Annotated in this window: 20 protein-coding genes and 2 pseudogenes; 6 read left to right on the top strand and 16 right to left on the bottom strand. The window is 47.2% G+C overall.

Features of this window, described 5'->3' with window-relative positions:
- Positions 1–69: 69 nt before the first annotated feature.
- From H6F72_RS28280 to H6F72_RS28225, 13 genes and pseudogenes are all read right to left on the bottom strand, one after another.
- Positions 70–738, bottom strand: a complete 669-nt coding sequence (locus H6F72_RS28280; RefSeq protein ID WP_190443180.1) for an NAD(P)H-dependent oxidoreductase — start codon at positions 736–738, stop codon at positions 70–72.
- Between the two features lie 159 nt (positions 739–897).
- Positions 898–1,479, bottom strand: coding sequence for an ester cyclase (locus H6F72_RS28275; protein WP_190443178.1), 582 nt, complete (start codon positions 1,477–1,479; stop codon positions 898–900).
- Between the two features lie 107 nt (positions 1,480–1,586).
- Positions 1,587–1,769, bottom strand: a complete 183-nt coding sequence (locus H6F72_RS28270) for an SDR family NAD(P)-dependent oxidoreductase (RefSeq protein ID WP_190443175.1) — start codon at positions 1,767–1,769, stop codon at positions 1,587–1,589.
- A 50-nt stretch (positions 1,770–1,819) separates the two neighbouring features.
- Entirely contained in the window at positions 1,820–2,788 is a 969-nt protein-coding gene (locus tag H6F72_RS28265; protein ID WP_190443173.1) for a CPBP family intramembrane glutamic endopeptidase, read from the bottom strand.
- 30 nt (positions 2,789–2,818) lie between these two features.
- Positions 2,819–2,872: a hypothetical protein gene (locus H6F72_RS31285; protein WP_199299367.1), complete on the bottom strand. Its 54-nt coding sequence runs from the start codon at positions 2,870–2,872 to the stop codon at positions 2,819–2,821.
- Positions 2,869–3,657: pseudogene (locus H6F72_RS28255) on the bottom strand (SDR family NAD(P)-dependent oxidoreductase). Before H6F72_RS28255 ends, H6F72_RS31285 begins: the two are co-directional and overlap by 4 nt.
- A gap of 159 nt (positions 3,658–3,816) precedes the next feature.
- Entirely contained in the window at positions 3,817–3,936 is a 120-nt protein-coding gene (locus H6F72_RS31280; protein WP_348252574.1) for an AraC family transcriptional regulator, read from the bottom strand.
- Between the two features lie 100 nt (positions 3,937–4,036).
- Positions 4,037–4,189 carry a helix-turn-helix transcriptional regulator gene (locus H6F72_RS30610; RefSeq protein ID WP_242017198.1) on the bottom strand — a complete coding sequence of 51 codons (153 nt, stop codon included), beginning with the start codon at positions 4,187–4,189 and terminating at the stop codon, positions 4,037–4,039.
- 263 nt (positions 4,190–4,452) lie between these two features.
- The gene (locus H6F72_RS28245) at positions 4,453–5,010 is read right to left on the bottom strand and encodes a DsbA family protein (protein WP_190443171.1); all 558 of its coding nucleotides are present in this window, start codon (positions 5,008–5,010) and stop codon (positions 4,453–4,455) included.
- 126 nt (positions 5,011–5,136) lie between these two features.
- The gene (locus H6F72_RS28240; RefSeq protein WP_190443169.1) at positions 5,137–5,511 is read right to left on the bottom strand and encodes a peptidoglycan-binding protein; all 375 of its coding nucleotides are present in this window, start codon (positions 5,509–5,511) and stop codon (positions 5,137–5,139) included.
- 240 nt (positions 5,512–5,751) lie between these two features.
- On the bottom strand, positions 5,752–6,375 hold the full coding sequence (locus H6F72_RS28235) for a response regulator transcription factor (RefSeq protein WP_190443167.1): 624 nt from the start codon (positions 6,373–6,375) through the stop codon (positions 5,752–5,754).
- Complete coding sequence (locus tag H6F72_RS28230) at positions 6,372–13,460, bottom strand: PAS domain S-box protein (RefSeq protein ID WP_190443164.1); 7,089 nt, start codon at positions 13,458–13,460, stop codon at positions 6,372–6,374. Before H6F72_RS28230 ends, H6F72_RS28235 begins: the two co-directional genes overlap by 4 nt.
- 116 nt (positions 13,461–13,576) lie before the next feature.
- Positions 13,577–13,819, bottom strand: coding sequence for a hypothetical protein (locus H6F72_RS28225; RefSeq protein ID WP_190443162.1), 243 nt, complete (start codon positions 13,817–13,819; stop codon positions 13,577–13,579).
- A gap of 188 nt (positions 13,820–14,007) precedes the next feature.
- Here H6F72_RS28225 and H6F72_RS30910 point away from each other — a divergent pair, with 188 nt between their 5' ends.
- The 4 genes from H6F72_RS30910 (at position 14,008) to H6F72_RS28210 (ending at position 16,419) form a co-directional block, all read left to right on the top strand.
- On the top strand, positions 14,008–14,133 hold the full coding sequence (locus tag H6F72_RS30910; RefSeq protein WP_255527388.1) for a hypothetical protein: 126 nt from the start codon (positions 14,008–14,010) through the stop codon (positions 14,131–14,133).
- A gap of 236 nt (positions 14,134–14,369) precedes the next feature.
- Positions 14,370–15,032, top strand: coding sequence for an isochorismate family cysteine hydrolase YcaC (gene ycaC / locus H6F72_RS28220; protein ID WP_190443160.1), 663 nt, complete (start codon positions 14,370–14,372; stop codon positions 15,030–15,032).
- A gap of 149 nt (positions 15,033–15,181) precedes the next feature.
- Positions 15,182–15,799 (top strand): FMN-dependent NADH-azoreductase, encoded by a 618-nt coding sequence (locus H6F72_RS28215; RefSeq protein ID WP_190443158.1) that lies wholly within the window; start codon positions 15,182–15,184, stop codon positions 15,797–15,799.
- Between the two features lie 44 nt (positions 15,800–15,843).
- Positions 15,844–16,419: an antibiotic biosynthesis monooxygenase gene (locus H6F72_RS28210; RefSeq protein WP_190443156.1), complete on the top strand. Its 576-nt coding sequence runs from the start codon at positions 15,844–15,846 to the stop codon at positions 16,417–16,419.
- A gap of 81 nt (positions 16,420–16,500) precedes the next feature.
- On the opposite strand, the gene H6F72_RS30605 is transcribed toward H6F72_RS28210, so the two are convergent.
- On the bottom strand, positions 16,501–16,638 hold the full coding sequence (locus H6F72_RS30605; RefSeq protein WP_242017197.1) for a hypothetical protein: 138 nt from the start codon (positions 16,636–16,638) through the stop codon (positions 16,501–16,503).
- On the opposite strand from H6F72_RS30605, the gene H6F72_RS31275 reads away from it, so the two are divergent.
- Complete coding sequence (locus H6F72_RS31275; protein ID WP_348252579.1) at positions 16,573–16,731, top strand: UBP-type zinc finger domain-containing protein; 159 nt, start codon at positions 16,573–16,575, stop codon at positions 16,729–16,731. The two genes, H6F72_RS30605 and H6F72_RS31275, sit on opposite strands and share 66 nt — an antisense overlap.
- A gap of 32 nt (positions 16,732–16,763) precedes the next feature.
- Positions 16,764–17,717 (top strand): DUF5996 family protein, encoded by a 954-nt coding sequence (locus H6F72_RS28200; protein ID WP_190443151.1) that lies wholly within the window; start codon positions 16,764–16,766, stop codon positions 17,715–17,717.
- A gap of 296 nt (positions 17,718–18,013) precedes the next feature.
- Here the strand turns inward: H6F72_RS28200 and H6F72_RS28190 are convergent, their stop codons facing one another.
- Together H6F72_RS28190 and H6F72_RS28185 are read right to left on the bottom strand one after the other, a co-directional pair.
- Positions 18,014–18,784: a relaxase/mobilization nuclease domain-containing protein gene (locus H6F72_RS28190; RefSeq protein WP_190443227.1), complete on the bottom strand. Its 771-nt coding sequence runs from the start codon at positions 18,782–18,784 to the stop codon at positions 18,014–18,016.
- A gap of 14 nt (positions 18,785–18,798) precedes the next feature.
- Positions 18,799–18,930, bottom strand: a pseudogene (locus H6F72_RS28185) (IS1 family transposase); the annotation flags it as partial.

Raw genomic sequence — 18,930 nt, 5'->3', positions numbered from 1 at the left:
CCTACAACCAGGATGAGTACGATCCTGGCTGCGTGCCCCATAAATCCACTCCCGCCAGTTCCATGCCGATCAATACTGACCTACGGCGATCGGCAACTCACGTTCAATGGTTCGCAATCGTTGCGAAAAATCATTCAAGATACGTTGACGAACTGCATCTGTTTGGCGAACGGGGGCATAAACAATCTGCGGAGCAAGAACGTCAAAACCAGCGAATTGCAGCATCCCTCGCTGAATTGGGCGCAGAATAGCATGGATATCACCGTTAAAACCGCCTGCAAGATAGTCCTCTTCTGTGCTACCTGTGGTCAACGAGAGCATTGCTTGCTTACCTCGAAATCTGCCCGTTTCATAAATATGTCTATTACCGTAAACACGCCCCATAACAAAGACACGATCGACCCACCCCTTCAAAATTGCAGGGACACTGAACCACCACAAAGGGAATTGCCAAATCATCAGATCGCACCATTCCAGTTTTTGGATCTCAGCTTCAATTTCTGGAATGAATCCTCCAACTTCAGTTGCATACATCTCTTCAAGTTGCTGCTTAAAGTAGTCAGGATCTTTGACAGACGTAAAGTTGCGGCGATCGGATACAGGGTCAAATCTCATGGTATGGAGATCTGAATATTGAACATCATGCCCAGAGTCTTTGAAAGTGTCAATTGCTGTCTGGAACATTGCTCCGTTAAAGCTTTTCGACTCTGGGTGTGCAAGAACAATCAAAACTTTCATGTGAGTTATTTCGTTTTCTAAGTTTCTAAACTTTTGCTAGGGCTGGATAATCCAGATAGCCTTTTTCACCATGGGTATAGAACGTGGCTGGGTCAGGCGAGTTGCGATCCTGGTTGCAAAATGGCGGGTTTAGGCATTGATATCTGCTGGCTCCTACACTTAGTCGCGATCGATTAGTGTGTTTGAAGGTAAGTTGGGATCGATCGCCTTACGCGCACTGTCAATGCCCACGACGGGAAGTGTACTCGGATCGAGCAAGCCGACTTGAACCAATACACTTGCCTGATCCCAGTAAATGTGTTCGTGGGCTAACTTGCCGTCACAAAACCGAATAATCGCTACTACTGGCACTTCTACCCGTTTTCCGGTGGGAGCAACGCCGGGTAATATCCATTCCATCCAAACAGTATGAGTGAACTTAGCCACCATTTCATCCACGAGTTGATCTGTCCCGATCGTGCGCGAGATTGGGGTCAACTCCATGTCCGGCGGCATCTGTGGAATGAGGTATTTGGAATAAAACTCGCGCAGTGCTGGTTTCCCGACTCCCCCAATCATTACCGGAATGTGGTTAACGTAAGCATCTTCAACCATCGTAGCGAGGGCATCTTCAGTACTGTGAGTGCCAAACTCGTACTGTAAGTGCTCTTCCCAAAGTGCTTGCAAAGACTCCTGGGCTGGTGTCAAATTGGCAGTTGCTTGTAAATTTGTTTGTCCGTCTACAGTTTGCTCTTTGACCATGATTAAATACTCCTGGTTCTATCTAAAGTGTCTTGAGTTCCAATGCTTGACTGCTTTCAGATTCTTAAAATGATTTGTCAAATTCTTGTGATGTTAGTGAACTTGTTTCAATAGACGTATAAGCATTCAGCGCCTGTTTCGCGAATCAGTTTGGCGGTTTTTTCACCTTCTGCGTCGCGTCTGCCTGAGAATACAACCTTTGCTCCAGCAGCACCGAAGGCGACCGCGGTTGTATGACCAATTCCTGAAGTTCCACCAGTGACTAACGCTACTTTATCTTGCAGTATCATTTTGTTTCTCCTGTTGTAATTAAATGACCTTCAGCAACGAACTGACGAAATCACCGACGACCAATCCGACCACCCTGGAAAACGGGTTTGGATGCCTCGTCGTGTTTGAACACCTTGTAGGCGATCGCCAGGAATATGGGTATTGCAACCAGCACCGATAGCGCCCCGTAGGTGGCGTGATACTCGCTGATTGTGAACGGAGCCGGTGTGGTCACAGCACTTCCAGTGATGTTAAACAGGAGTATGCTACCGATGTTGTTCGCGAAATGTGCGCCGATGGCGAGTTCAGTGGTTCCGTCAATCAACGAGACCACGGTCCACAACAGACCCGGAACGAGGAAGTAGTTGGAGAAGACCGTGAGCCAGCCGCCTGCGCTCACCTCCGGGTTTAAGAGGTGCGGCAGGGTGAATACCACGGCTGCCACGAGCGCCAGAAAAACGCGGTTGCTCCAGATGAGGCTCGCACCCTGCACGATGTATCCGCGAAAGAACAGCTCCTCAGTGGTCGTCTGGATCGCGGTGAAGACCAGTGCCAGTGGCACGAAGAGCGCGAATGTCGCCAGGTCGAAGTTGAAGGTAAAGGTGTCGGGGTAGAAGAGGTACTGTCCCAGCACGCCTATCAGACACGCTGGAACGGACCACGCCACAAACCCCTGACCGATGCGACGCCAGCTTATCTTCTTCCGCGCCGTAATTAGCGTCAGGGGATGACGGCGGTGGATAAGGGTAACGGCGATGAGAACCCCCGCGAGGAAAAATGGGAAACCTGCCATAACAAACAGGAACTTCTCGAAAGGATCAAGCACGAGGTAATCAAGCACGAAGTAATCCGGCTGGCCGATGATCACGACGAGTACGCTGGCACCAGTCCCGACCACCAGCCACGCAAAGAGGATGATCACCAGCCCCAGAACATACCGCCACCCCCGATACTTACCCCACCTCGCAGCCTCTACGTAAGTCGCGTCTTTCACTTCCGGTCCGATTCCCAGATGTCCTTTGATTGCTTTGATCCTCATCTTTGTCTCCTTAACTCGTGCGTCATAGAGTTAGCGAATCTGTTTTGGGGTCATTCCAGTCAGGCGCTTAAACTGTTGCGTCAGATGGCTTTGACTGGCGAGTTCGAGCTAGAGAGACTGCCCCCGGAGACTTCGATTCTCTGTCCAGTAATCCATCGGTTCTCTTCCGACAGCAACAGCGCGATCGCCCCTCCAATATCATCAGGTTCACCCACCCGACCTCAAGCAGTTTGGGACGCGACGTACTTATTGATCTCTGGATTGTCCTGCACGACACTGCCCTCGGTTGCGATCGCTCCTGGAGCGACTACATTCACTGTGATTTGCCGCTGTCCTAGTTCCTTCGCTAAGGAGCGAGTCAGAACCTCGATCGCGCCCTTCGTGCTGGCATAGATCGCTCGTCCTGGGCTTATGGTGCGGGTCAGAAACGATGAAACATTCACGATTCGTCCACCATCTTTGAGCAATGGCAGCAACTTCTGAGTGAGAAAGAAGACACCCTTGAAGTTAATGTTGAATATTCGATCAAATTCTTCCTCTGTTGTTTCTGCAAACAGTGAGCCGCTACTAATTCCGGCGTTATTGATGAGGAAATCAAACTGCTCGATGTCCCAAGTGTTTTGCAGGGCTTGCTTGACTTTTATTACAAACGCATCAAGGGTTTCGATTTTGCCGATATCGAGCTGCAATGCCACTGCTTTATTGCCAATTGCCTCAACTTCAGAAACAACGGATTTTGCTTCCGCTTCACCGTTGAGGTAGGTCACAATTACGCCCACTCCTTTCTTTGCCACTGCTAAAGCAGTATTCTTTCCCAGTCCTCGACTCGCTCCTGCCACTAGAGCAATTTTTGGTTTATCTTGTGTCATTGCCTTATTTCTCCATGAAAGACGATCAGGCGTACTTCTAAATAGGATTAATGGAGATATTAATCCTGCCGTTCTATCTATTTTGAATGTTCTGAGTGTTCTGAGTTCTTGTGCTCGACTTCTTTCAGATTCTTAACCTAACTCGTCAGATTCTTCCTGTTAGCGCACCTGTTTTGGGGTCATTCCAGTGCGGCGCTTAAACTGTTGGTTTAAATGGTTCTGGCTAGAGAAACCGACTTGTAAAGCAATATCTGCGTTGGCGTAGCCTGTGCGTAGCACGTATCGCCAAATCCGTTTTCGACAGCATTAACTTTGCTTGTTCCACTCGTTGTTGAATCACATACTGGTGTGGAGAAATGTCGATCGCCTGTTTGAATGCTCATCTGAACTTCTTCAGAATGTCGCGAATATGAGTTTTTGCCGTACCCACAGAAATATTAAGCTTCCGAGCGATCGCGATACTGTTGTCTCCATCAACAATCAATTGCAACACCTCCAACTCCCGATCTGTGAGTGATTCAGCGAGAATCATTTGCCTCAAGTCTGAATCAACTGCGCGAATATCGATCGCCTCAACCGAGTTACTGTCATCAGATGAAAGAGGATAGGCTTATTGGAGCCGCTCAGCGACCTCTTGGGCAACCGTAACAAGAGCATGATTAGGAGAGCGCGCAGTGGGAAAATGAGTCTGAGTTGAAAACCTCGATTGCTTGAAATCATTTTTGGTCGATCGTGGACTGAATTTCATAAAATTGTCCTCAGTCAAAAATGGATGGCAAGCAAAGGTTGGGAAGCTTAATGACTTGCAGCAACAATGGCTGTTATTAACTCTGTCATCTTCCAGCGTCCGGTATATCGAATGTTATTGATGAATAGGGCTGGAGCAGTCGTTACTCCACTCTGCATTCCGCCTTCAATATCTTCGTTGATGCGATCGATATGCACTTGTTTAGACAACTCTTTGAGAAACTGAGGAATGTCAAGCCCTAAATCATTGGCGTACTCGACAAGATAACCGTTCTCCAACCTTTGTTGATGGTCAAATAAAGTATCGCTCATTAACCAAAACTTTCCTTGGGCGGCGGCGGCTTCGGCGACTTGGGCTGCCCGTTGAGCATGGGGATAAATCTTTGTTTGTGGAAAATGACGGAAGATAAAACATAAATCATCCCCTCCAGAAGCAGCACTAAGCTCTCGTTTGATCGCTTTAATCAGCTTATAAACGTCTGCACTTCTAGGACATTGATAGTCTCCATACATCACCAGCACGACCTTAGCACTCAGCACACCTTGCATCCAATCTTGGGTTGAAGGAGGTACAAGTAAGGAACTATGGCTACGATCGTCGTTCATTTTTCTACATCTGTATCAAACCTAGAACATTGCCACGAAAGCTGGGAAAAACCCTATGATTTAGGCATTCCCAGCGTCAGCAATTTGAACCTAGGCTGAATAACTTTGAAATCGGTGATGGCTGCGTTAGCGTAGGTTCCGCCAACGGCGAGCAAATTCCTCTAGATTTGATCTAGAAATCTGGGATTGCAACCATTCAAACGCCTCTTTTTGATAGGGATATTTCGATGGCTCGTAGTAAATGGCTGCATCAGTCAGTTGAATGGGGCCACCTCGACGAAGGGCTTGCCAGGTTTTAGGTCCAACGATGCCATCTACAGCAAGTCCACTTTGCTGTTGAAACTGAACCACCGCGGCGCGAGTCGCACTGCCAAAGATTCCATCGACTGCAATGTTGATTCCTTTGGTATTCAACAATTGTTGTAGCTCACTGACAGCAGCACCAGAATCGCCTTGGCGTAGCGTTGGGTCTGTCGCTGTGGCTGTGGGGGTAGAAGTCATAGATTTATCTCCAATAATTAGGATTGAAAATTCGATCAGGTTTACCGCTTTAGAGGAGTATGATTTGTCTGATTGGATGCACTTTTATTGCATACATTCAATGTAGGAGATCGCCTTTAAGTCGTCTTCTACAGCAAGTTAAAACTTTTACAGTACAAATTGGTAGAGTAACGATGCGATCGCAAAGTAGAAGGCTGACTCTAACTTAAGTTAGAAGCCGAATCTGATCGAAAGCACATCCTACAAATTCACAATGCCGCGTTTGACGGCAACAATCACAGCTTGAGTACGATCGCTAACATCTAGCTTATTCAAAATCCGATTGACATGGGATTTAACCGTACCTTCACCGATACTCAAAGCAGCCGCAATATCAGCGTTACTCATCCCCTGTGCGAGTGAGCGGAGTACCGCCAGTTCTCTTTCACTCAGTTCTGGATTGCTGAGCCGCTGTACCAACTTTGCTCCCACGTCAGGCGGAATATACTTCTGACCCCGATGAACGGTACGAATGGCATTTAGAAGCTCGTCAGGTTCAGTTTCTTTCAACAGGTATCCTTTTGCGCCTGCCTGCAATCCCCGATAGGTATCTTCGTCACTATCATACGTGGTCAGTACAATAATCCGAGCAGATTTAGCCGTAGCACGAATTGCACCGATGGCGGCAACTCCCTCCACTTCAGGCATTCGCAGATCCATGAGCGTGACATCCGGTTGGTGTTCCCCAAATAGAGCGATCGCTTGTTCCCCATTTTCGGCTTGTGCAATCACCTGCATATCTGGGTCACGATTAATAATCGTGGCTAATCCTTGCCGAAAAATGGCATGATCGTCTGCAATCAGAACCCGAATGGCTTGGCTCATTGTGATGCCTCCCGATCGATGGTGACAATCATCTCTGTTCCTTCTCCAGGTTGACTCCGAATCGTGAGTTGTGCACCGATGCGCTCTGCTCGTTCGCTCATGCCGAGTAAGCCAAACCCCTCAGAGGCTGAAATACTTCCAACTCCAAAGCCCTGTCCATTGTCTTTCACGCGCAAGCAAAACTGATCGCGATCGTAGACTAGCTCAACTCGAATTTCGTCAGCATTGGCATGTTTAATCGCATTGGTTAATGCTTCCTGCCCCATCCGTAGTAGGTTATTCTCGACTTCAGCCGGTAGAGAATACACTGCACCCTCAATCTCATAATACAAAGTGGTATCCATTGCGGCAGTTCTGAGTTGAGCGACGAGACGGTGCAGAGCGCTCTGTAAACTGCCCTCCTCTAGAAGCTGAGGACGGAGTGCGACGACCGATCGCCGTGCTTCAGTCAGTCCAGTTCGCCCCAATTCTTTGATCAGGTCTAGGTGTGCTTGAGCTGCTTCTAAATCATCTGTTAGCACCTGTTTTGCTGCTCCCACCTGAGCCAGAATGCCCGTAAACGCCTGAGCGAGTGTGTCGTGAATTTCACGCGCCATGCGGTTGCGCTCCTCTAAAATTGAGGCTGCTTCTGCTTGCTTTTGCGGCGTAATATCTCGCGCCAACCAAATCACCTGATCGAGGCTGATTGGGGCAATGCGAGCCGAAAACCAAGCTTCTTGTTCAGCTATCTGCAAGCTGTACTCAACTGTGAGCATTTGTTGGGTTCTCAGTACTTGCCGAACGTAACCCAGGAATTCATCGGCTTGTTCTTTTTCAAAAATCTGGTGCAGTGTTTGACCAATCTGCTCCTCAATAGGTCGATACAACTGATTCGGTTTCACTTCGACTGCTTCGATCACCCGCCCTTCAGCAGTAAGGACAAACAGCGGATCGGGAATGGCTGAAACGAGTGCCCGCAGTTCTGCTTCAGAGGCTTGCAGCGCGGCTTCTGCCTGTTTGCAATCATCAATATCCGTATAAACTCCCAACGCTCGGAGAGGTTCACCGGATTCATTCCAGGCAACAATTTTGCCGACAGAAAGAATCCATTTCCACTGACCATCTCGGGTACGCAGGCGATACTCTGCTTGATAGTTGGGGGCTTCTCCGGTCATAAAACCATTGTAAACTGCAAACATTGCTTCTCTGTCATCAGGATGCAAACTCTCAACCCACCTAGATTTGGTCTCGTGAAATGTTGCTGGATCGTAGCCCAGCATTAAAGCGTATTCTGGGTTAACCACGATTTCTTCAGTTTTGAGATTCATATCGTAGAGTCCCTGATTTGAAGCGGTTAAGGCTAAGCGCAGTCGTTCTTCACTCATTTGTAGAGCGACTTCTGCTCGTTTGCGATCGCTAATATCCGCAGTCACCCCTTCGAGGTAGCCATCGTCTGCATTCAGATAAGCAGAGGAAAGTCCCCAGAACAATGTCCCATCTCGTTTTCGCAGCTGAGTTTCAAAGTTTCGCACTTCCCCATCCCGCTTCATCACCTCAATGGCTTTTTGGCGATCGCTGGGATTTACAAAATAGTCGATGGTGTGTTCCAGCCCAATGATTTCTTCTGGTGAATCAAAGCCAAGCAGATTGGCATAGCGTTGATTGGCATTGAGAATTAATCCATCCGAGAGGCGGGTTCGGTAGATGCCAACCTGCGAGTTTTCAAAGATAGCTCGGAACTTGGCTTCACTGCGTTGTAAAGCCTCTTCTGCTTGTTTACGCTGGGTAGTGTCGTTGCCCACCGATAAGATTTCAACGACATCTCCCTGGTCATTGAAGATGGCTTGATTCGACCAGGCCATCCAAACTCGCCGACCGTCTCGACACAGGTTTTCACCCTCGCCTTGCGGGTACAATTGAGGATTACGAAGTAAATCGTGGACCATGGGTCTCACATCGCGTCCAGAGGTTTCGATGTCTGGAATGATGGTTTCAAATAAGGTTCGCCCTACAATCTGATGTTCTTCATAGCCAAGAAGTTTTACCCCATAATCGTTGATGTATCGAATTCGTCCTTGCGTGTCATAGCAAATGATGACGGAATTCGCGGTTTGTAGCAGGTTGCGGTAATTTGCTTCACTTTGTCGTAACGCAGCAGTTCGTTCTGCGACCTGTTGCTCTAAAGTGCAGTTGTAGTCGGCTAGGAGTTTCTCGGCTTGTTTGCGCTCTGTAATGTCCTGAAAGGTAGCGATCGCATGAGTGATATTGCCCTGTTGATCAAAAACTGGTGTTCCCCGTGCCTCAACTAGAATTGAGACATGATCTCGACGAATTTCTATATCTTCAGTCCTGATGCGTTCGCCCCTTAATGCCTGCTGTGCAGGCAAACTCTCCGCTGGATAGATTTGATCCGTTCCCGCTATATAAAGCTGATAAGCCTCTGAGATCTGCTCCGGTGCTATGGAAGTATCAGTTTCTTTGCCCATGAGTTGATTGCCGCATTGGTTGGTATAGTAAGGGCAACCCGTCGCATCCACGATCGCAATTCCCACCGGAATCGCTTCGAGGAACTGGGTGATCTTGCTTTCCTTAGCCTGCAGTTCTGAGTAAAGGTTGGCATTTTCGATGGCGATCGCTGCTTGAGTCGATAATAGCTGCAAGACCTGCGATCGCTCTGGTGTAAAGACTCCAGTGGCTAACCGATTTTCTAAATACAATACACCGACCAGCTTGGCTTGATTCAGCAGCGGCAAACAGAAAATAGATTGAGGCTGGTTCTGTTGAATGTATGGCTCATTAATAAAAGCACCTTCACGAGTCGCATCATTTAAGGTGACAGGCTCCAGAGTCCGAATCACATATTGAATGATTGACTCTGGCAATTGATCGGCAATTGGAATAGACTGTAACACCTGAGTCGCACAAGCATTCTCATCGGCATTGACTTCACAAGCCGCTTCAATCGACCATTCTCCTGAGTTTTCTAAAATCAGATATCCGGTTTGTGCGCCAGCATTCTCAATTACAGTTTGCATCAGTGATCGCAGCAGTTGCTTCAGTTCAATTTCACGAGAAATCGCCTGTGAAGCTTTCATCACTGCTGCTAAATCGAAAGCAGTATGGGAGGGATTAGTGATAGTTTCAGCAGTAATAGGAATTGATGTGGAAGCGGCTTTAGGCGACTGACAAAAGAACTGTGGATAGCGGTTTTCTAAGTCTTTAACTTTAGCGGTTGCGCCCCAGCGGTCGTAGCAGTAGTGCGCCTCTTTCATATAGGTTTGAGCAATCTTTTCCCGACCTCGCGCCAGATAATGTTTAGCCGCTAATTCATAAGCTAATGCTTCTTCCTGGATATACTCATTTTCAGCAGCACCTGCGATCGCCCGTTCATAAAACTCTTCAGCCTCAAGAAATTGCCCTAAGACTCGTGCTTTCTCTGCCTCGACTAGATGATATTTGTGCAAATAATTCATCGGTGCATGATATGCCCAGTGCTTCATTTTTTCCTGGCTGACAGCAACTTTTTTGAGAATTTCTGACCGCACTTGAGTACTGCTTTCAGAATAGGTTGCCAGTCTTGCCAAAGAATCATAGAGATAGTACAAAGGCTCAGGGGTTGCGCCAGTTAATCGGATCAAATAAGTTTCTGCTAGGGCTGCGTTTTCAACGGCTTGAGCATAATCAGAAAAAAGGTAGCATAGGAAAAGTTTTTTGGAACGTACACTAAAAATAGTGCTTTCATCATTTGCAATTTCATACTGTGGCAGTTCAATTTCCTCATTGTAGAATTCGCCGACGAGGCGGGTTGAGTCGATCGAACCTCCCATTAAGTTGATGACGACTTGTCGAAGGATCTGATTCCAAGTGAGTGCTGTTTTTTGTTTGATGTGATGGATTGCTTCGCCATAGGTCACCAGATCGCGTTCAACCTCTACGAGTTCTTTTCCATTGATGTAGGATTGAGAACAGTGAGTATAAGCACAGTAGGCAGCAGACTCTAAATCTCCAGTTTCTAGCCCAATTTGATAGCCTTCAAGTAATGGCTGCGATAATTCTCTAGTATGTTTTTTCCAGTGAATGATGAAGTTATTGACAATCAGCAATGTTCTAGCTTTGAGTACGTGATTATGAGACTGTGACAATAGCTTTAGAGCAAGCTGTCCAAATTGATAGCCAGTCTCGATGTTTCCGAACCTTCCACAAAGGATTAACCCAAAGGTGGCATAGGCAAAGGGAGACACAAACGCATTACCATACTGGATCGATAAGTTGACTTGTTTAGCCGCAAGCAGAGGTATCAAATTAGAAGCAGCAATTTGGGCAGCGATCGTAATACTAGATAAGATTCGCATCGCCGCTAGCTTGCTCGGTTCAGTCATCTCTGGCAAATCGATCAAGCTCTCAACCTCTTTCTCATTGAAGAGAGCGGCGATCGTATCTAGTTCAAGACGAATATCCGATTGACTGGGCGTTGTAGGGAAATTAATTTCTAGTTGCGGCAACACTTGTAATGCTGTATTGGTTGCTTTTAATGGCTGATTCTGTGCAATATCGGTCTGAATTTTGACTTCGTAAACTTTTACAGTGTCGAGAACCGTTTTAGCTTCTTGCAGGACGATCGCTGCCCAGTATTCTACCTGTTCAAACTCACCACACAAGTAAGCAACTTCTGTTGCTTCTACATATAACTCTAAGGTCAAGTCATAGTTCGTTTGCCAGCTAAAGTCTTCTAACCATTGTCTCCCTGTAGCTAAATAGTTTCCTGCCGTACTATACGCGATCGCTCCTTTTGCTTTCTGACCTGCCAATAGATTCAGTTTGGCAATTTCATCTCGCTCTGCCTGATCACAGGCAAGCTCAATTCCATGATTAAGATGATCGACAATTTCAAACAACCGCTCTGATAGCTGTTCTGGCAACGTTTTTTTGAGGAGATTGCGACCAATTTGGAGATGAACCACTTGTTTGCACGACTCATCAATTAGGGCATAAGCCGCTTGCTGAACGCGATCGTGCAGAAACTTATACTCTTGAACCAACAAATCTTCGTCCAATTCAGACAGAGGTTGAATTAATCCTGCTTGTATTGCTTCTAATAAATCCTGAAAAATTGCTTTCGGTGATTTTTCGCAAACGATCGCCAACGTTTCCAAATCAAACTCAGACCCAACACAAGCAGCGATGGAGAGAACTTGCTGTGTTGCTTCCGGCAATTTCTGCAACTGACGCAGCAGTAACTCCACCACATTATCGGTGATATCTTGAGCTTCAATCTCAGTTAAATTCCACTGCCAACTCAACTGTTGGGCATCAAAGGTCAACAGGTTTTCGCTATGCAGCAGCTTCAAAAATTCACCAACAAAGAAAGGGTTGCCCTCGGTTTTACGCAACACGACTTGGGCTAAAGAACGAACGGTATCAGGATTGTGATGTAATGTCTCAGCTATCAGTTGACTCAACGGTTCCAGGGTTAAGGGGGTCAGGATGATTTCCTGAAGCACTGCTCCCTGGTTTCGCAGGCTCTCTAGCGTTAAGACCAACGGATGCGTTGGAGTCAGTTCGTTATTTCGGTAAGCTCCGATCAAAAACAGATACTGGATTTGCTCATCAAGTAAGATGAGTTCGATTAACTTCAACGTTGCAGAATCAATCCACTGTAAATCGTCTAAAAAAATGACTAGGGGATGCTCTTTTGCACAAAACGCCCGCACAAATCTTTGAAACGTGAGATTGAAGCGATTCTGTGCCTCAGTTGCTCCAACTTCGGGCACGGGTGGCTGCTCACCAACAATAAACTCAACTTCAGGGATGACATCAATGATGATTTGTCCGTTGCTGCCCAAAGCAGTGAGCAGGCGCGATCGCCACACTTCCACCTGCTCATCCGGTTCGCTCAAGAGTTGCTGCACTAACTTTTGCAGGGCATTCACAATGGCGCTGTAGGGAATGTTGCGCCCAAATTGGTCAAATTTGCCAGAGATAAAATAGCCTTGGTTTGCTGTGAGCGGTTTATGGAGTTCCTGCACCAATGCTGTTTTGCCGATGCCAGCATAACCGGAGACCAGCATCATTTCACGATGCGGTAGTAGGGTAATGTCTTCTTCTGCTCCCCCACTTCTCCATTCCCCTACTCCCTCATTCCCTGCCACTCTGTCGAACGCCGCCAATAATGCTTCAATCTTCGCTTCTCGCCCATACAGTTTTTGAGGAATGCAAAACTGTTCAGAAACATCTTGCAGACCCAATGGCATAGGTTCAATTAAACCCACTTCTGCCAGTTGCTGCGCACAGCGTTCTAAATCTGCTTTGATGCCCCAAGCACTTTGATAGCGATCCTCCGCGTTCTTTGCCATCAGTTTCAAAATAAGATCTGAAACAGGTTGGGGAATCGTTGCGTTCAATTCATGCGGGGGAGCCGGCGGTCTGGCAATGTGGCAGTGGACTAGCTCTAGGAGATCGTTAGTGGGAAACGGCAATTGTCCCGTCAACAGTTCGTAGAAGGTTGCACCCAGTGAGTAGAAATCAGTGCGATAGTCGAGCATCCGGTTCATTCGCCCGGTTTGCTCTGGCGACAGGTATGCGGGGGTTCCTTCTAGAAGATGGAGACTTTTGAATGTGCGATTGGTGCGACTGAAGCGAGTGGCAATGCCAAAATCAATGATTTTGACAACGCTAGTCCTCGGATTAAAGACAATGTTGCCAGGATTAATATCTTTATGGATGACATGAGCCGCATGGATTTTGCCTAGAGTATCCGTAATGGCGATCGCCATATTCAAAAAAACCGACAGCGGCATGGGAGAGAAGTCTAATTGTTGCCGCATCCAGCATTCTAAAGACTCTCCACCAAAGTCTTCCAAAAGAATAACCAGCGTGCGCTGGTAGTCTTGCTGGCTGTATGCCTTGACTACGCCTTCAATATTGAGAAAGCGAGTGATTTCATATTCCTGCCGATAACGAGTTAAATCCTGAGGAGAGGGATAATCCTGCTTGAGAACTTTGGCAATCACTGCACAGTTATCTTGCTCTCTGATGCCCCGATACACTAAAGAAGCTAAGCTCTCATAGATTTTGCTGTGGATAATAATTCCAGGCAGGGTAATCATTGAACGCTCCCCCATGAAGGACTGTCATCCGTTTCCCAAAGTATATCGCTTGCCAAACTTCAGAATATAAAGCTCCTTGTGTAGATCCTTTATATCCTGACTTGTAATTGCTCAACTCAGTAGCCAATCAGGCTGGTGTGAGACAAGGGCATGGGAAATAGCCTGGAAGGCAGAGATACATTCAAGATCTCCCACAGGCTGCCTCGGAATCGAGAGCCGTATTGCTGAAGCGTTAAGGCAGCCAGGGTCTGTCGTCGTCGGTTCACGGCAATAGCTCGTAGTGACAACCGCTTCATTCGGGAGGCAAACAGGTGGTCGCCCGCATCAGAGGTGTGGGACATCGCTACCGGATTTTGCATTCAGACATTGATAGTCGATCGGTTGTACGAATGTACTTTCGATCAAATTCGGATTCTAACTTAAGTTAGAGCCAGCCTTCTACTCTGCGATGGCATGGTTAATCTATCAATTTGCACTGTAAAAAATTCAACTTGCTATAGGCGACAGCTTCAAGGCGACCCCCTATATTGAGTTTGTGCAAACAGTCATGCAATTTGATCGAGCAAGGGAATTGCACGGTTCCATGCTTGAAGGCATGAATATTCAAGGCGCAACTGGATTAACGCACACTCAAGCAGCGACGTTGAAAGCATTAGGAGCGATCGCACAGTGAAGCGAATGCCCTTTGGGCACGCGACGCGAATGCCTTTACTCTGTGCTTAACTCGCGGAGCTTAAGTGGCGAAATTTGGCGTTGTCTTGCAGCCTCAGTTCATGGCGCGATCGCTTACGTCATCAACCCTTGAGGGTAAACAGACGTTTCACTTAAAAGCACAAGCAGAGATGTTTAGCTTTTGATTTCATTCTGCAATTCCTCATTCACTAATCACTCAAATAGGAGAATTACCTAATGTCTACATTCAAGTACAATCGCCTAGATAAGAATAATGCTGCGGTTCTACTAGTGGATCACCAAACTGGACTGTTCTCGCTTGTGCGTGATATTGGTGCTGCCGACTTCAAAAATAATGTGCTAGCGCTAGCAAGTGTAGCCAAGTTTTTCAACCTGCCTACTGTTTTGAGCACTAGCTTTGAGGACGGTCCCAATGGAGTCATCCTGCCGGAACTGAAGGAGAAGTTTCCTGATGCTACCTTCATTCCGCGCCCCGGACAGATCAATGCTTGGGACAACGAGGAATTTATTAAAGCCGTAGAAGCAACTGGTAAGAAGCAATTGATTATTGCCGGAATTGTCACGGATGTCTGTGTCACTTTTTGCACACTTTCAGCATTGGAGGCAGGGTATGACGTTTTTGTTGTCACCGATGCCTCTGGCACCTTCAATGAAACCTGTCGCGATGCAGCTTGGGATCGGATGTCTCGTGCTGGCGCTCAGTTGGTCAATTGGTATAGCGTTGTGGGTGAATTGCACCGTGATTGGCGTAACGATATTGAAGGGCTAGGTAATCTCCTTGCAGGGTTTAGTCCTGACTACAAAAATCTAATGACGAGCTATGCAGCAACATCAAATGCTGGCTCTGCCAATCGCGAACGCCTCATGACTCGTGTGTAACTAAGTGAATGTTGTCATTGCTCAGTGATCCAGTTCATTTGCGGCATTGCAGCAGCACTGGATGATTTCGTGCATAAAATAGGGGCGATCGCCAGCGGTTGCTCATTTGTCTCCGCTACATTCTTCATTCACAATCTAAGATTTATCCTATGACCCACATTCTCCATTTAGATGCGAGTCCGCGTGGCGATCGCTCCATCTCCCGCACACTCTCTAAAGAGTTCATTAACCAGTGGAAAACCACTCATCCCAACGACACCATCACTTACCGTGATATTGGGCATGACCCTGTTCCTTTTGTGAGCGAAGACTGGATCGCGGCTGCATTTACTCCGTCCGATCAACATACACCTGAGTTAGCCGCTGCAATTCAAGTTTCCAACGAATTGATCGACGAGTTTTTATCAGCCGATCGCTACGTTTTCAGTATCCCCATGTATAACTTCAGCATTCCTGCTAACTTCAAAGCTTATCTTGACCAGATTGTGCGAGCGGGACGTACATTCTCCGTTGATGAAACAGGTTACAAGGGACTAGTTCACAACAAGAAAATGACGATCATTATAGCGCAGGGAGGAGCCTACCCCGAAGGTAGCCCAACCCATACCTATGATTTACAAACACCCTATCTAAAACACATTTTCGGGTTTATTGGGATAACGGATATTGAGTTCGTCTATGCCGATAGCCTTAATCTTGGGGATGAAGCCCGGAATCTGGCGATCGCTAATGCCCAAGCTGCCTTAAAAGCAGCGATCGCTCATTAACCATCATCACTTCCTTGCAGCTAGAGTTTTTGAGGTCATGTGTAATGCAGGATCCACTAGTCGTGGGTACAGATGAAGAAATTCACCAGGTAACCGCCATCATTTCTCACTTCATTCGACCTGGGCGTGAGCAAGGATATGAGGAATGGTTGCATGGAATTGCGACGGCTGCTCATCAATTTCAGGGACATTTAGGGGTCAATGTGATTCGCCCCTGTAACCCCGCTCATCCTGAATATGTGGCAATTGTCAAGTTTGATCATTACAACAACCTTAAAACCTGGCTGGAATCCAGTGTGCGGCAAGACTGGCTGGAGCGGTTGCAGCCCTTAATTGAAAAGCCTGAAACCATTCAAACTCTAACGGGTCTGGAAACTTGGTTTACGCTTCCCAACAAACCCATGAAGGCTCCACCTCCGCGCTACAAAATGGCGATCGTGACATGGCTGGCAGTGTTTTTCACAATATCTATTCTCAATCGTTTGCTAGTACCACTCCTAGCTGGGCTTCCGGTATTGCTCAGAACCTTGTTGGTTACAGGTCTAACGGTTGCCCTGCTGACCTACGTGATTATGCCGCGCCTCACTCAACTCTTTCGCACATGGCTTTATCCCACTTGATCAAGTACATATCTTGCACATTCACAGAAATCTTCCATGTCTTGTCAACACCTGGACGAACTGACGCTAGAGAACATGATTTCAAAAGCCAATTACCCGGTATTCCGCTGTGAGGAATGCCTTCGAGTTGGCGATCGCTGGGTTCACTTGAGAATTTGTCAAACCTGCGGCAAAATACTGTGCTGCGACTCGTCTAAAAATCAGCACGCACGCCGTCATTATGAAGAAAGTGGACATGCGGTAATCACTTCAGCCGAATTGGGAGAACAATGGCTGTGGTGCTTTGACGATGAACAACAGAAGAACTATTGATCACGCGCCCCTTTTCTACTCGCGAGGAAACCATGATGTCAAATCAGCCTACTCTGACCTCAACGGATATTTGGCCGAGTTTACCCTTGGACGCATGGCAGGATACCTATGTCACCCTACACATGTGGACGCAAATCATCGGCAAAATCCGATTTGCCAAAACTCCGTGGATTAATCATTCCTGGCATATTCCCCTCTATTTAACCGTTCGGGGACTGACCACTTCCACGATTCCCTACGGCAGCCGGATCTTCCAAATCGACTTCGATTTCATTGATCATGAGCTGCTGATTCAAACCAGCGAAGGGGCAAGACGGGCGATCGCCCTCTACCCTCGCTCTGTTGCTGATTTTTATCAGACTGTGATGGAAACTCTGAGAGAATTAGATCTTCACATCACGATTAACACCAAACCGAATGAAGTTCCAGATCCGATTCGATTTGAGCAGGATGAAACCCATGCTGCTTATGATGCAGATTATGCCAATCGATGCTGGCGAGTGCTGCTACAGTCCGATCGAGTCTTTCGAGAATTTCGTTCACATTTTTCCGGCAAGGTTAGTCCGGTTCATTTTTTCTGGGGGAGTTTTGATTTAGCAGTGACTCGTTTTTCGGGGCGATCGGCTCCTGAGCATCCGGGAGGGGTGCCGAATTTGCCAGATGTAGTGGCAAAGGAAGCCTATTCCCAGGAAGTCAGTAGCGCCGGATTTTGGCCCGGAGCCGGGTTATCATACCCAGCGTTTTATTCCTATGCGTACCCAGAACCCGATGGGTTTAAGCAGGCTGAGGTTCGCCCTGATGCTGCATTTTACAGTAAGGAGTTGGGTGAATTTATTTTGCCCTATGACGCTGTCCGCGAGGCAGAATCACCGGATCAGATGTTGTTAGAGTTCTTGCAAAGCACCTACGAAGCTGCCGCCAGGTTAGGCAACTGGAATCAAAAGGAACTTCAGCAGTTGACGTTTAAGTCGCAACTGCATTCCTAAATTGGCGTTTAACTGGCGGATCTTAAGTGGTGAAATGTAGGACAATTTCGCAGACTGATTTATAAGACGCTTAACCCTTGAGCGTGAAGGTCAATTCCAATGAACCTATGGCAATTACTCCAATTATCGGGAATCAGTTCTAGAGTAAGATCCCAGGAGATCCGTAGCCAAATCTTAGCACCCAGCACAAAGGCAATGTGCCTAAGAAATTGAATCGTCATTTGTCGTAAATTGGCAGACATTACAGTTAAGTCACAAGAATTACTTTTCTTGGTGGCGTTAGCTACTCTGGCGATCTAAAGTTCTAATTCTCGTTGTGGGTGTTTTGGCAATTTTGATTTTTGGCAATCCTTGGCTACGTGCTCGTTTCGTTGGTTCTCTTCTATATTTGACACGTGCACAAGCGCGCCTGAACTGCTATTCATTTTGGTTGATGAATGGATGGGTGGTTCTATCAGTGTTCTGATTAATTCAGCATCTTTGGATGAGTCATAATTCACCCCCCGGTATTTCTGCAAGCCGATGAAAGTGTAGGCTTTTCCTAAATGAGTCCCACTGAAAGCAATCCCGTTGGATTCATAGCTAATGCCTTTTATTTCTCCCGTCTGATGATAACTCACTCGAACACGAATTCCCTGCTGCTGCAATTGCTCAACCAATTGCGGCAAGGTGGCAGAATTTTGGGTCGCTTGATCAAGCGATCGCTGAAGCTGCACTCGCACACTCTCCTCACCCGTGCGAGCCAGTAACCGGCGCTCTCCAGTCGTGGGGCTGCGGTTGTCCTTTTCATGACTTGAGTGGAGTGAACGCAAGCCATAGTCCCGTTCCAACTGGCGAATTACTTCCTCACTCCGACGATAGTCCCAGCTATCCGAAACCGTTGTGCCATCCAGCCGCACTCGACTCGCAACAATATGGGCATGATCGTGGTCGCGATCGCGATGTCGTACTACCGCATACTGATTCATATCAAAGCCCATGGCCTGGAGGTATTTTTTGGCAATTTCGTGCCAGATATCATTTTCTAGATGCTCAGAATGGGGCAGGCTCAAGGAGGGGCGTTGCACAAAGAGCGAATGATTTAGACAGGAATCAGTACTTTCCAATGTCTCAGATAGTAGGTCAATAAGCAGATAGAGGCTTCCAGCATCTCTTGTGACTTGGAATAACAGAAGCTCTGACGATGCAGACGAGCCAGATAGTGCCGCAAGCG

Origin of the sequence: Trichocoleus sp. FACHB-46, assembly GCF_014695385.1 — a bacterium.
Lineage (GTDB): Bacteria > Cyanobacteriota > Cyanobacteriia > FACHB-46 > FACHB-46 > Trichocoleus.
This window is presented reverse-complemented; position numbering and strand designations above follow the sequence as displayed.